Source organism: Microbacterium sp. AG790, from assembly GCF_003634765.1.
Lineage (GTDB): Bacteria > Actinomycetota > Actinomycetes > Actinomycetales > Microbacteriaceae > Microbacterium.
Genome location: NZ_RBWZ01000006.1, coordinates 45,461 through 58,219, shown reverse-complemented (window position 1 = coordinate 58,219; position 12,759 = coordinate 45,461). Strand labels below are relative to the sequence as shown.

At 69.7% G+C, this 12,759-nt stretch carries 12 protein-coding genes; 7 read left to right on the top strand and 5 right to left on the bottom strand.

Annotation, left to right across the window (positions count from 1 at the left end; translation table 11 throughout):
- Positions 1–15: 15 nt before the first annotated feature.
- On the bottom strand, positions 16–438 hold the full coding sequence (locus DEU37_RS00870) for a VOC family protein (protein ID WP_121188833.1): 423 nt from the start codon (positions 436–438) through the stop codon (positions 16–18).
- A gap of 93 nt (positions 439–531) precedes the next feature.
- Here DEU37_RS00870 and DEU37_RS00865 point away from each other — a divergent pair, with 93 nt between their 5' ends.
- Positions 532–1,830, top strand: coding sequence for a sensor histidine kinase (locus DEU37_RS00865; RefSeq protein WP_121188832.1), 1,299 nt, complete (start codon positions 532–534; stop codon positions 1,828–1,830).
- Positions 1,827–2,537 (top strand): response regulator transcription factor, encoded by a 711-nt coding sequence (locus tag DEU37_RS00860; protein WP_121188831.1) that lies wholly within the window; start codon positions 1,827–1,829, stop codon positions 2,535–2,537. Before DEU37_RS00865 ends, DEU37_RS00860 begins: the two co-directional genes overlap by 4 nt.
- Positions 2,538–2,601: 64 nt before the next feature.
- On the opposite strand, the gene DEU37_RS00855 is transcribed toward DEU37_RS00860, so the two are convergent.
- On the bottom strand, positions 2,602–3,969 hold the full coding sequence (locus DEU37_RS00855) for a hypothetical protein (RefSeq protein WP_259457085.1): 1,368 nt from the start codon (positions 3,967–3,969) through the stop codon (positions 2,602–2,604).
- Between the two features lie 252 nt (positions 3,970–4,221).
- Between DEU37_RS00855 and DEU37_RS00850 the strand changes: the two genes are divergently transcribed.
- Complete coding sequence (locus tag DEU37_RS00850; RefSeq protein WP_121188830.1) at positions 4,222–5,106, top strand: ABC transporter ATP-binding protein; 885 nt, start codon at positions 4,222–4,224, stop codon at positions 5,104–5,106.
- Positions 5,103–6,191, top strand: a complete 1,089-nt coding sequence (locus DEU37_RS00845) for an ABC transporter permease (protein WP_121188829.1) — start codon at positions 5,103–5,105, stop codon at positions 6,189–6,191. Before DEU37_RS00850 ends, DEU37_RS00845 begins: the two co-directional genes overlap by 4 nt.
- A 10-nt stretch (positions 6,192–6,201) precedes the next feature.
- On the opposite strand, the gene DEU37_RS00840 is transcribed toward DEU37_RS00845, so the two are convergent.
- Positions 6,202–7,515, bottom strand: coding sequence for a cation:proton antiporter (locus tag DEU37_RS00840; RefSeq protein ID WP_121188828.1), 1,314 nt, complete (start codon positions 7,513–7,515; stop codon positions 6,202–6,204).
- Positions 7,516–7,622: 107 nt separating this feature from the next.
- A complete protein-coding gene (gene rraA / locus DEU37_RS00835) occupies positions 7,623–8,090 on the bottom strand; it encodes a ribonuclease E activity regulator RraA (protein ID WP_121188827.1) in 468 nt (155 codons plus the stop codon).
- Positions 8,091–8,274: 184 nt separating this feature from the next.
- Here rraA and DEU37_RS00830 point away from each other — a divergent pair, with 184 nt between their 5' ends.
- The 3 genes from DEU37_RS00830 to DEU37_RS00820 all read left to right on the top strand — a co-directional run bounded on the left by DEU37_RS00830 (position 8,275) and on the right by DEU37_RS00820 (position 10,446).
- Positions 8,275–8,856 (top strand): nitroreductase family protein, encoded by a 582-nt coding sequence (locus tag DEU37_RS00830; protein WP_121188826.1) that lies wholly within the window; start codon positions 8,275–8,277, stop codon positions 8,854–8,856.
- Between the two features lie 181 nt (positions 8,857–9,037).
- Positions 9,038–10,066: a hypothetical protein gene (locus DEU37_RS00825; protein WP_121188825.1), complete on the top strand. Its 1,029-nt coding sequence runs from the start codon at positions 9,038–9,040 to the stop codon at positions 10,064–10,066.
- Positions 10,063–10,446 (top strand): GntR family transcriptional regulator, encoded by a 384-nt coding sequence (locus DEU37_RS00820; protein WP_121188824.1) that lies wholly within the window; start codon positions 10,063–10,065, stop codon positions 10,444–10,446. Before DEU37_RS00825 ends, DEU37_RS00820 begins: the two co-directional genes overlap by 4 nt.
- On the opposite strand, the gene DEU37_RS00815 is transcribed toward DEU37_RS00820, so the two are convergent.
- Positions 10,443–12,665 (bottom strand): ATP-dependent Clp protease ATP-binding subunit, encoded by a 2,223-nt coding sequence (locus tag DEU37_RS00815; protein WP_121188823.1) that lies wholly within the window; start codon positions 12,663–12,665, stop codon positions 10,443–10,445. The genes DEU37_RS00820 and DEU37_RS00815 overlap by 4 nt on opposite strands.
- Positions 12,666–12,759 lie beyond the last annotated feature (94 nt).

Below are 12,759 nucleotides of genomic sequence, written 5' to 3'. Positions count from 1 at the left end.
CGGACCCGCCGCGCATCACGCGGTCTCCGCCGGGGGTCCCTGCTCGGCCGCGACGGGGTCCATGTAGAGGAAGCCGAGGCTGTTGCCGTCGGGATCGTCCAGGTCGCGGCTGTACATGAAGCCGTAGTCCTGAGCGGGGCGCGGCTCGGTGCCACCGGCAGCCACGCCCGCCTCGACGATCGCGTCGACGTCGGCGCGCGAGTCCCGCGTGAACGACAGCGACACCTGGGCCCACTCCTTGGGCTCTCCGATGGGCTTGTCCGTGAAGGTCGCGAAGAACTCCCGGCGCAGCACCATGAAGAAGATGTCGTCCGACCAGACGACGCACGCCGCGTTCTCGTCGGTGAAGTTGGGGTTGATCGCGCAGCCGAGCGCCCGGTAGAAGGCGATGCTGCGGTCGAGGTCGTTCGTCGGAATGTTCACGAAGATGCTCGTCATACGCAGAGCATGCACCCGCGGCGCGATGACGTCGAGGCTCCTCTCCGTCCCACGGGGGATGCCGCGGCATCCGGCTCCCCCTAGCGTGGAAGGATGAGCTCGGCCGCCCTCATCCGCACGATCACCCCGGCGCAGCGTCGCAACGACGTGTGGCTCGCGCTGGCGCTGCTGATCAGTGCCGTGATCAGTGCGTGGCTGGGCAAGGTGGCCGGCTTCTACGGCGAGAGCACGCCCGCGTTCGGCTGGGCGCTCGTCTACGTCGCGGCCCTCACGCTGCCGCTCGCCCTGCGCCGGCGCTTTCCCGAGCTGACCCTCATCGTGGTCGCCCTCACCTTTTTCGTCGGGGTGTCGGTGCGTATCCCCGAGGTCTATGTCGGCAACGTCGCGCTGTTCATCGCGATGTACACCGTCGGTGCGTGGGTCGGCCACCGGCGTCGCGCGACGATCGTGCGGCTCGCCGTGATCGTGGGCATGTTCGTCTGGCTGATGGTCGTGATGTTCCAGAGCGCGATCGACCCCGACGGCAACGGCCCCTCGCGCGCAGGACTCTTCTCGCCCTTCGCGGCCTACATGATCATCCAGCTGCTCGTGAACGTCGCCTACTTCGGGGGCGCGTACTACTTCGGTGAGCGCGCGTGGGCCGACGCCCGCTCGCGCTCCGTGCTCGAGGACCGGACGGCGGAGCTGGAGCGAGAGCGGGAGCTGACGGCCGCGCAGGCCGTCGCTCTCGACCGGGTGCGCATCGCGCGCGAACTCCACGACGTCGTCGCACACCATGTGTCGGCCATGGGCGTGCAGGCGGGGGCGGCGCGCACCGTGCTCGACGACGACACCGCCGCAGCCCGGGAGGCGTTGGTGACGGTGGAGACGTCGGCGCGCGAGGCGCTGACCGAGCTTCGTCAGCTGCTCGAGACCCTCCGCACGCCCGATGCTGACACGCCGGCCGCCTCGACGGTGCGCCTGGATTCGATCCCCGAGCTCATCGCGCACGCGAATGAGAACGGCATGCCCACGACCTTCGCCGTGGTCGGCGACCCGACCGAGCTGCCCGAGCTGGTGCAGGTGAACCTGTACCGCATCGCGCAGGAGGCGCTCACGAACGCGCGGCGTCACGGTGGGCCGGATGCCGCGGCCGACGTCCGTCTGCGCTTCGACGACGATCACGTCGAGCTCGAGGTCGCCAACCGCGGCCGCGAGCAGGTCGCGGGGCGGGCCGGGCTCGGCATCGTCGGGATGCGCGAACGCGCAGCGGCGTCGGGCGGAACACTCGAAGCAGGGCCGCGGCCGCGTGGCGGTTTCCTCGTGCGCGCCCGCGTACCCGCACGGCTCGGAGGCTCCTCGACCCGAACATCATCGCCTCGCGCGGCAACGATCGCGGAGGTAGGGCGATGAGTGAGCCGGTGCGGGTGCTGCTCGTCGACGATCACGCCGTCATGCGAGCCGGCTTCCGCATGATCCTGGAGGCGCAGCACGACATCACGGTCGTGGGCGAGGCCGCAACGGGATCAGAGGCGGTGGCTGCGGCATCCGCTCTGCATCCCGATGTGATCTGCATGGATGTGCAGATGCCCGATATGGACGGGCTCGAAGCGACCCGTCGCATCGTGGCCGACCCGTCGGTCACGGCCGTCGTCGTCATCGTGACCACGTTCGACCGTGACGACTATCTGTTCCACGCGCTGCACGCGGGCGCGAGCGGTTTCCTCCTGAAGAATGCCGGCCCGGAGGAGCTCGTCACCGCGGTGCGCGTCGCCGCCGCGGGCGACGCACTCCTGTCGCCGGCGGTCACCCGCCGCGTGATCGAGCGGTTCGCGGCGTCGCCGGTCGACACCGACGCCCGGATCGCCGCCGCGCTGCCACCGGCGCCGGGGCCGGCCTCGTCAGCGACGGTCCGTACAGCGCCGACGATCGAGCTCACCGAGCGTGAGGATGACGTGCTGCGTCTGCTCGCCGAGGCCTACAGCAACGCCGAGATCGCCGCTGCCCTGTTCATCGGCGAGGCGACCGTCAAGACGCATGTGTCGAACGTGCTGCAGAAGCTCGGCGCCCGCGACCGCGTGGCCGCCGTGGTCTACGCCCACCGTCACGGCATGGTCTGACGCGAGCTGGCCGCCTCGCACCGCCCGCGGGGCGCAGCGAGGCGGGTGGTGCCGCCGTGCCAGGTCAGCGAGCGGCGACCGGGATCGATCCCGTGGTGGCTGTCGTCGCGGCGCGCGCCAGGCGCTCGCGCAGCGAGACCAGGGTCGCGTCGGGACGCCACAGCACCACGAGGCTCCAGCCGAACATGCCGACCAGCAGCACGTTGCGAGCGAGCAGCACGCCCGCGGCGAACGGATGAGCATCGATCAGCGGCAGGTACAGCACCGGGAACACGAGGGTCGTCAGGAAGCACGTGACCGCGAGCCAGACGGCGATCGACGTCCACGCCTTGCGGTCGATCAGCAGACCGGCGGCGACGACGGGGGCAAGCCACAGCATGTACTGCGGCGAGCCGACCTTGTTGAAGACGATGAGGGCCGACGTCAACGCGAACGCTCCGCGAAGGATGAGGTGCTGCTCGCCGATGCGAGACAGGGCGCCTTCCTGGAGGGCACGGCGACGCGCGCGCCACAGCAGCACGAGGATCACCATGAACGCGATCGGCATGGCGTAGCCGACCAGCACGCCCGCGGCGGTCGCGCCGGGACCGGCGACCTCACGCGTCGCGAGCACGTAGTTCTGGTGGATCTGAGCACCGGGAAGGCCGAGCACCGTCGCCCACACCCAGGGGGTCGCGACGGGAGCCTCGAGCTGCAGGGCCCGGTCGCCCTGGATCGTGGCGAAGCTGAAGAGGTTGGAGGCGCCGCCGAAGGCGACCACAAGGCCGGCGATCGCGGCGCTCAACGCCAGTCCACCCGCGATGATGCGAAGGCGCAGTGACGAGACGGCGACCGCGGCGGCGGCGAGAGCCGCCGGCGCGACCTTGATCCACGTCGCGGCGGCGATCAGCACGCCCGCGATGAACGGGCGTCGGACGAGCCAGACAAGGCCGGCGATGGCCAGCGGCGCGGCGAAGCCCTCGAGACGCAGCATCGAGACGGGCGCGAGCAGCACCTGGATCGCCAGCCAGTACCAGGCCGCGACGTAGCCCTTGCGGTTGCGCAGGTTGTCGGTGAGGGCGAGGACGGCGAAGAAGTTCGCGCCGACCATCATGAGGAGCCAGACCAGCTGGTAGTTCCAGGGGCCCGCGACGATCGCGGCCATGATCGGCGCGAGAGCACCGGCCGGGTAGACCCACGGCATGTCGATCACGGGCCAGTGCCCGTGGGCCGCCTGCTCCGCCCACAGGCGGTACAGCGGCAGGTCGCCCTCGGTGCCGCCGAAGATCATGACCTTCAGCAGGGCGAGGAAGAAGAGGGCGTGCACGACGGCGAAGCCGATGAGCAGGCCACGACGGGTGAACGCGAAGTGCAGGGCACGGGGCCACCACTCGCGGGCACGGTCGGATACACGGGCGCCGAGGGCGCGGGTCACCTCAGGAGCGCTCGTCACTCGACAGAGTTTAGGAGAGCTCGCCTGAGCAAATGGTGGACGCGATGTTACCCATTGCTGGGAGTTCGCCGAGTACGCCGCGCTCCTGCGCCGTGAGAACGGCGGAACACGCACTCCCCCGCAGGGGGGATGCCGAGCCCTGCCGACACCGCTGCGCGCGAGCAATCCCACCCCGGATTCCCGCCTCAGGGGGGAGGTTCGCGGCATCCGCCCTTCCTAACGTGGAGTCAACGGCAAGCCGAGGAGGAGAACATGCTCGAACTGAACGGCATCACCAAGAGCTACGGCGTGAAGCGGGTGCTCGACGACGTGAGCTTCCGCGTGGCGTCGGGGCGCCTGACCGGATTCGTGGGCGGCAACGGCGCGGGCAAGACCACGACCATGCGCATCGTGCTCGGCGTGCTCGCCCGCGACAGCGGCGAGGTCACCCTCGACGGCGCCCCCGTCACCGCGGCCGACCGACGCCTCTTCGGCTACATGCCGGAGGAGCGCGGGCTGTACCCGAAGATGCGGGTGCTCGAGCACATCGTCTACCTCGCCCGTCTGCGCGGGTTCGACAAGGCCGAGGCGACCGGCCGCGCCGAGGCGCTGCTCGTCGAACTCGGTCTCGGCGAGCGCCTCCGCGACAACGTCGAGACCCTCTCGCTGGGCAATCAGCAGCGCGCGCAGATCGCCGCCGCTCTCGTGCACGACCCGCAGGTGCTCATCCTCGACGAGCCGTTCTCGGGTCTCGATCCGCTCGCCGTCGATGTCGTCGCGGGCGTCCTGCAGGCGCGGGCGGCCCAGGGCGCGGCCGTCCTCTTCTCCTCCCACCAGCTCGACGTCGTCGAACGGCTCTGCGACGACCTCGTCATCATCGCGGACGGCACGATCCGCGCCGCCGGCACTCGCGACGCCCTCCGCGCCGAGCACGCCCAGCACCGTTACGAGCTGATCTCCGGCGGCGATCTCGGTTGGCTCCGTGACGAGCCCGGCGTGGACGTGCTCTCGTTCGACGGCGGCTACGCACTGTTCGACGTCGACGGGGATGCCGCCGCGCAGCGGGTGCTGCAGCGCGCGGTCTCCGCGGGCGATGTCGCCAGCTTCTCTCCCCAGCAGCCCTCTCTCGCCCAGATCTTCAAGGAGGTCATCCAGTGAACGTCAGCGCTCCGTCCTTCGCCCAGAGCACGTGGCTCGTCGCCGAGCGCGAGGTGGGATCCAAGCTCCGCAGCAAGGCGTATCTCATCTCCACCGGCATCCTCTTCGTGCTCGCGCTCGTCGGTGTGCTGTGGGGAGGCTTCTCGGCACAGTCCGACAGCCGCACCCCGGTCGCCGTCACCGCCGACACCGCCGCATCGGTCGCCGACAACCCGCTCGTGAAGACCACCGAGGTCGCCGATGCCGACGCCGCACGCGCGCTCGTGCAGGACGGCGCCGTCGACGCCGCGCTCATCCCCGGCGGCGCCGCGCCGTTCGAGTACACCGTCGTCGCGAAGGACACGGCCCCGTCGTCCCTGCTGCGAGCGCTGAGCCTCACCCCGCAGGTGGAGCTGCTCGATCCGTCGAGCGTGAACCCGGGGCTGCGCTACCTCGTCGCGCTCGGATTCGGGCTGCTCTTCTTCATGGCGGCGCTGACCTTCGGCTCGACGATCGCGCAGTCCGTCGTGGAGGAGAAGCAGACCCGCGTGGTCGAGCTGCTCATCTCCGCCGTCCCCGTGCGGGCGCTGCTGGCCGGCAAGGTCATCGGCAACACGATCCTCGCGATGGGCCAGATCATCGGCCTCGCCGCGATCGCGATCGTCGGCTTCACCGTCACCGGTCAGAGCAGCCTGCTCGCCGGGCTCGGCGCCCCCATCGCCTGGTTCGCCGTCTTCTTCCTCTTCGGCTTCATCCTGCTCGCCGCACTGTTCGCCGCCGCGGCGGCGATGGTGTCGCGAATGGAGGACATCGGCTCGACCACGACGCCGCTGACCATGCTGGTGATGGCGCCGTACTTCCTCGTCATCTTCTTCAACGACAACCCGCTGGTGATGACGATCATGTCCTACGTGCCGTTCTCGGCCCCCGTCGGCATGCCCGTGCGCATCTTCCTGGGCGACGCGCAGTGGTGGGAGCCGCTGCTGTCGCTCGTGGTCATGCTGGTCACGTGCGCGGCGGCCATCTGGGTGGGCGCGAAGATCTACCAGAACTCGCTGTTGCGGATGGGAGCGCGCGTCAAGCTCTCCGAGGCCCTCGCCGGATGAGCCCGTCGGGTCAGTGATCGGCGGATGCCGGTGCCGTCGCGGGCTGCGCGAGCACCGGCATCCGTCGATTGACGAACTGCGGAACGGCGATGCCGTGCAGCAGGATGCTGCCGACGACGGTGAACACCATGATCGCGAGGACGTCGTACGCCTCCGCGTCGGGCAGCTTGTTGAACGCCAGCAGCCCGAACACGATCGTCGCGGTGCCACGCGGACCGATCACCCCGATGAGGGTGCGCGACCCCCAGGGCACGGGCGATCCCAGCATCGACACGTACACCGGCACGATGCGGAACAGCGTGAGCGCCAGGGCAACGAGCACGAGCAGACGCCAGTCCACGCCGTTGACGATGACAACGGTGGTCATGGCCCCCAGGACGAACCACACGATGTTGGCGGCGAGGGTGCCGGCTTCTTCGACGAGAAGGATCTCGGCGTGCGGGATGGTGCGCTCGTCGGTGCGCCTCGTCCGTGCGATGCGGTAGACGATGCCGGCCACGAACGCCGCGACGAAGCCGTTCGCCGCGACGTCGCTGAGTGTCGCGACGCCGAAGGCGATGAGGGGAACGAGAAGCATGACGTAGCGGATGCCGGGGGCGTCGGCCCAGCCCCGGCGCGACGCCCAGCGCACGCAGAGACCGAAGGCTCCGCCGACGATCGCTCCGACGAGGATGGCGATCGCGGTGGCGGGAACCGCCCCGAAGAACGCCTCGAAGAACTCACCCAGCCTCTCCTCGAGCTGCGACTGGTTCTCGGGCGACAGGTTGTCGGAGTTGACCGCCGCCAGGATCGTCGGCCAGGCGATCGCTGCCGCCAGTGCCATGCCGAACACCGGCGAGACCAGCCCGTCGTTGTAGCCGCTTTCGATGTTCAGGATCTGACGCACGCGGGCGGGGATGCGCGGCGAGCGCAGCAGCGTCGCCGCCGGGGCGAAGTCGGTCGGCATGATCACGCACGCGATGACGATCAGGATGAACAGGCTGAGGTGGGGCAGCAGGAACAATCCGCTCACCACGACCGCCAGGATCGACAGCGGCAAGGCCACGAGCACCAGCCGCGCGATCGTCCTTCCTTCGCCGCCGAAGACGCCGCCGCTCACCTCGCAGGCGTCGACGAAGAGGAGGACGGCGAGGATCAGCTCGACCACGTGCTCGGCGGCGTCGCTGCCGACGGCATCCGAGAATCCGCTCACGTCGATGAGCACGAGCGCGGCACCTGCCAGCGCCAGCACGGCCGGACCGGCGACCCCGGTGCGCTCGAAGCGGTGCGCGACGGTCGACCACAGGCCGATCACGACGAATCCCAGCAGGAAGATCAGCGGCACCGTTAACCTCTCCTCGGCCGTGTCGGGCGGGCGCGCAGCCCGTTCGGGGATCAGTCTGCCAGTCGGTGTCGACGCTGCGTGTCAGCGCGGCCTGTCAGCGCGGCCTGTCAGCGCTCGACGAGCACGCCGTCGGCATCGGCCCAGACGTGGGCACCCGGGCGGAAGACGACGCCGGCGATCTCGACGGGAACGTCGAGCTCTCCCGTCCCTTCCTTGGAGCTCTTGCGCGGGTTCGAGCCGAGCGCCTTGACGCCCAGCGCGAGCCGCCCGATCGCCTCACGGTCGCGGATCGCGCCGTGCACGATGATCCCCGCCCAGCCGTTGTCGACCGCGGAGGCCGCGATCAGATCGCCCACGAGCGCCGACGCGAGCGAGCCTGCGCCGTCGATCACGAGCACGGCGCCGTCGCCCGGTGTCGCGAGTGTCGCCTTCACCAGCGCGTTGTCGCGGTAGCACCGCACGGTGCGGATCGGGCCGTCGAACGCGACCCTGCCTCCGATGTCCTGCAGCTGCAGCGTGAGGGAGTCCAGCGCGTCGCCGCGCTCGTCGTACAGGTCGGCGGTGGCAGTGGTCATGACGCCACGCTAACGAGGCTCGGCGTCTCAGGCCCCGCCATGAGCAAGGAAGTTCCGGCATCCTTCCGCCGCCAGCAAACTCATAGGTCCTCGCGGGAACAACACGCCCGGTGCATACGGTTGCATCGAGCGGGCCGAAGGCGTCCCCCGACAACCGTTCCCCATCCTCTTTCAGGAGACGATCATGAGCACCATCGCCGCTCACCCCGCCGACACCGACGCGCCGATCCTCGACGTGCTCGCCGAGCGCTGGAGCACCCGCATCTTCGACCCCGCGACGCTCATCGACGAGCAGGCCCTGGCCAGCGCGCTCGAGGCGGCCCGGTGGGCGCCGTCGGCGAACAACTCGCAGCCGTGGCGCTTCGTCGTCGCCCGCCGCGGTTCGGCCGCACACGCGCAGATCGTCGACGCACTCATGGGCTTCAACCAATCCTGGGCCGCAGACGCCGCCGCCCTCGTCGTCTTCGCCTCGTCGGCCGCGCTCGACGGTAAGCCGCTGCCCTGGGCTGCGTACGACACAGGCCAGGCCGCCGCTCACTTCACGGTCCAGGCGCACGCGTCGGGCCTGCACACCCACCAGATGGGCGGATTCGACCGCGACGCGATCGCGCAGGCGTTCGGTTTCGGCGACGACCTCGTGGCCGTCACCGTGATGGCCGTCGGCGCCCTCGGCGATGTCGACGCGGCTCCCGAGGCGCTGCGTGAGCGCGAGCTCGCCCCGCGCGTGCGTCGCCCCATCGCGGACTCGCTCGTCGTCAACGACTGACACCCGTTCGCGCCTGCGCACTTCGGTGGCGCATACGGCGGCATCCTTCGTCGGGTTCCCGCTGTATGCGCCACCTTTTTCGTGCCTACGCATGCCGTGGCCACATTTGTACTTCACACGGGATACAAGTTGTGATACTCATGTAATACAAGTTCCGCAGCACACGAGCGAGAGGCGTTCGATGACGACGACCAGCCGCACCCTCACCCTCTTCGATCTCGTCGAAGCGGGTCTTCAGTCACCCGCGATCTGCGCGGCGCTGGCCCTCATCCTCGCCACCTCGATCGCACTCCTCACCTCAGCGAGGCGCTCCCGCGCCATCGGCTCCGCGACCGACCCGGCAGTCACACGCCCGCACGCGAACGAGGGCCGCGGCATCGCGGTCGTCGCCGCCGCGGTCGTTCTGGCGTTTCTCACCGAGTTCCTCACGCGCGGCTACCTCGTGGGCGGCATCGCGCTGCCGTGGTGGCGGTTCGCCACGCCCCTGGTCGCCGCGGCCGGAGGGCTGGGCGTCGTCGCCGTACTCATCGCTCGACGACGGATGCCGCGCGTTGCCGCGCCGATGCCGCCGACCGCTCGACGAACGTGGCGCAGCTTCAGCTCAGCCTCGTCGCTGTGGTTCGCAGCGGGCGCCAGCGCGGTGCTCGTCGCGACCACGATCGGAGCCGGCGCCGTATCGTCCCCTGACGACGAGGGGCGCTACACACTCCTCACGATCCCTATCCCCAACGCTCCCGACGTGCCCGCGCTGCAGTTCCCCTTCTACGGCTGGGCTTATGGAGCGCCGGTCCTCGTCGGCCTCGTGTCGGCGATCGCGTGCCTGATGGCTGTTCTGCATCTGAACTCCGCGCGCCGGTTTCAGAGCATGCACACGATGGCGGCGGAAAGCACGCTTCGGCGGCAGACCGCACGAGACAGCACGAGACTCGTGTCGGCCGTGGTGGTGCTGACGACCGCAGAGGCGTGGCGAATGATCGCCGACGCAGGATCGGCGTCATCACTCACGGTCGGCTCGCCCACCGGCGAGGCGACGTATGAAACGCCCTGGCGCTTCGCCGACGTGGCCGCGGCCGCGGGGTGGTGCGCACCGTTTCTCGAGGTCGCCGCCCTGACCCTCCTCCTGCTGCTCACCTCGAACGGACTTCGCAAGAGTCCGCGGAAGAGTGCGCAGACGGTCGCGCTGGGCCACCCTCTCGGGAGTATCGGGTGACCCCTCGACCGGGCAGCGCGGGAGACGAGGCCGGATCGGCCCGCGACATCTACGGGCAGCTGCGTGGCCACATTCTCGGGGGAGCTTTCGGCGCCCACGAGAAGCTGCCCACGGTGCGACAGATGGCGTCCGACGTGGGCGTTTCGCCGGGCACCGTCGCGAAGGCCTACAAGCTGCTGGAGCAGGATGGCCTGGTGGTGACCAGGACCGCAGCCGGCACGCGAGTCGCGGCATCCGCCGCCCGACTGCCCGCATCGGTCACCCACCGCCTGCGCGCCGTGATCGAGGAGGCCGCGGTCACGGGCACCAGCATGGAGGACGTCATCGACGTCCTGCGCAGTACGTGGCCATCCGCGGGCACCCCGGACGGCAGCCGCTAGTCGTCGAGCAGTTCGGCCTCGATCACGTCGTCGTCGGATGCCGCGCCATCCGCGCCCTCCTCGGGGGCGGCCCCGGCGCTGGTGAGCACGAGGCCCGAGCCGTCGGCGGCGACGTCGACACGCACCAGGTCGCCGTCGCGCACGCCGCCGGACAGCAGTGCCATCGCCAGCCCGTCCTGGATCTCGGACTGGATGAGGCGGCGCAGCGGCCGGGCTCCGAAGATCGGGTCGTAGCCGCGCTCGGCGAGCCACGCCCTCGCGTCGGGCGTGACCGCGAGCGTCAGCCGGCGATCGCGCAACCGTCGCTGCAGCGCGTCGACCGACAGCTCGACGATCTGGGCGAGGTCGTCTTGACTGAGCGCCTGGAACATCACGATGTCGTCGAGCCGGTTGAGGAACTCGGGACGGAACGCCGTGCGCACAAGAGCCATCACCTGCTCGCGCTTCTGCGCGAGCGTCAGCGTCGGGTCGATGAGAATCGGCGAGCCGAGGTTCGAGGTGAGGATCAGGATCGTGTTGGTGAAGTCGACCGTGCGCCCCTGACCGTCGGTGAGGCGGCCGTCGTCGAGCACCTGCAGCAGGATGTCGAAGACCTCCGGGTGCGCCTTCTCCACCTCGTCGAGCAGCACGACCGAGTAGGGCCGGCGGCGAACGGCCTCGGTGAGCTGTCCGCCCTGCTCGTAGCCGATGTATCCCGGAGGGGCGCCGACCAGCCGCGCGACGGCGTGCTTCTCGCCGTACTCGCTCATGTCGATGCGCACCATGGCGCGCTCGTCGTCGAACAGGAACTCGGCGAGCGCCTTGGCGAGCTCGGTCTTGCCGACACCGGTGGGCCCGAGGAACAGGAACGAGCCCGTCGGCCGGTTGGGGTCGCTGATGCCGGCGCGCGAGCGGCGCACCGCATCGGAAACCGCCTTCACGGCATCCTTCTGTCCGATCAAGCGCTTGCCGAGTTCGGCTTCGAGGTGCACGAGCTTCTCGCTCTCGCCCTGCAGCAGGCGCCCCACGGGGATGCCGGTCCACGCCGCGATGACGGCGGCGATGTCGGCATCCGTCACCTGGTCGCCGACCATCCGCTCCCCGCCCTCGGCGGCCTCCGCATTCTCGGCCTGCGCGACCTGACGCTCGAGCGCCGGGATCTCGGCGTAGTAGAGCCGCGACGCCTTCTCGAGGTTGCCCTCGCGCTGCGCGCGCTCGGCCTCCACGCGCGCCTGGTCCAGGCGCGTCTTGAGGTCACCGACCGCGTTGAGCGAGGCGCGTTCGCGCTCCCACCGGGCCTGCAGCTCGTCGAGGCGGGACTGCTCGACCGTCAGCGTGTCGCGAAGGGTCGCCAGACGCTCCCTCGATGCGGCATCCTTCTCGCGCTTCAGCGCCAGCTCTTCGAGCTTGAGTCGGTCGACGTGACGACGCAGCTCGTCGATCTCCAGCGGTGCGGAGTCGATCTCCATGCGCAGCCGAGAGGCGGCCTCGTCGATCAGGTCGATCGCCTTGTCGGGCAGCTGGCGGCTCGGGATGTACCGGTTCGACAGGGATGCCGCGGCCACCAGCGCCCCGTCGGCGATCGCGACCTTGTGGTGCGCCTCGTAGCGTTCCTTGAGGCCGCGGAGGATCGCGACGGTGTCCTCGACGTTGGGCTCGCCGACGTAGACCTGCTGGAACCGGCGCTCGAGCGCGGCATCCTTCTCGATGAACTCGCGGTACTCGTCGAGCGTCGTGGCACCGATCAGGCGGAGCTCGCCACGCGCGAGCATCGGCTTGAGCATGTTGGATGCCGCGACCGACCCCTCGCCGCCTCCCGCACCCATGAGCACGTGCAGCTCGTCGATGAAGGTGATGATGCGCCCCTCGGACTCGGTGATCTCCTTGAGGACGCTCTTGAGGCGCTCCTCGAACTGTCCGCGGTACATGGCACCGGCGACGAGCGCGGAGATGTCGAGGGAGACGAGCTCCTTGTCCTTCAACGACTCGGCGACGTCGCCCGCGACGATGCGCTGGGCGAGGCCTTCGACGACGGCGGTCTTGCCGACGCCGGGCTCGCCGATGAGGACGGGGTTGTTCTTGGTGCGGCGCGTGAGCACCTGGCTGACACGCCGGATCTCACTGTCGCGGCCGATCACGGGGTCGAGCTTGCCTTGGCGCGCACGGTCGGTCAGGTTGATGCCGAACTGCTCGAGGGCGCTCTGCTGCTCCTCCTGACCGGGCTGGGGTTGTGCGTTCATCGCTTCTCCTTGAAATCTCCGATGCTCAAACTTGAGCCATCTGGACTCAACTTTATCAAAACGTGATGCGCGCGGCAAGCGGTGCGGCGATGGG

Coding starts and splice junctions, on each gene's coding strand:
- DEU37_RS00870 (WP_121188833.1), bottom strand. CDS start 438: ATGACGAGCATCTTCGTGAACATTCCGACGAACGACCTCGACCGCAGC.
- DEU37_RS00850 (WP_121188830.1), top strand. CDS start 4,222: ATGCTCGAACTGAACGGCATCACCAAGAGCTACGGCGTGAAGCGGGTG.
- DEU37_RS00830 (WP_121188826.1), top strand. CDS start 8,275: ATGAGCACCATCGCCGCTCACCCCGCCGACACCGACGCGCCGATCCTC.
- DEU37_RS00865 (WP_121188832.1), top strand. CDS start 532: ATGAGCTCGGCCGCCCTCATCCGCACGATCACCCCGGCGCAGCGTCGC.
- rraA (WP_121188827.1), bottom strand. CDS start 8,090: ATGACCACTGCCACCGCCGACCTGTACGACGAGCGCGGCGACGCGCTG.
- DEU37_RS00825 (WP_121188825.1), top strand. CDS start 9,038: ATGACGACGACCAGCCGCACCCTCACCCTCTTCGATCTCGTCGAAGCG.
- DEU37_RS00815 (WP_121188823.1), bottom strand. CDS start 12,665: ATGAACGCACAACCCCAGCCCGGTCAGGAGGAGCAGCAGAGCGCCCTC.
- DEU37_RS00860 (WP_121188831.1), top strand. CDS start 1,827: ATGAGTGAGCCGGTGCGGGTGCTGCTCGTCGACGATCACGCCGTCATG.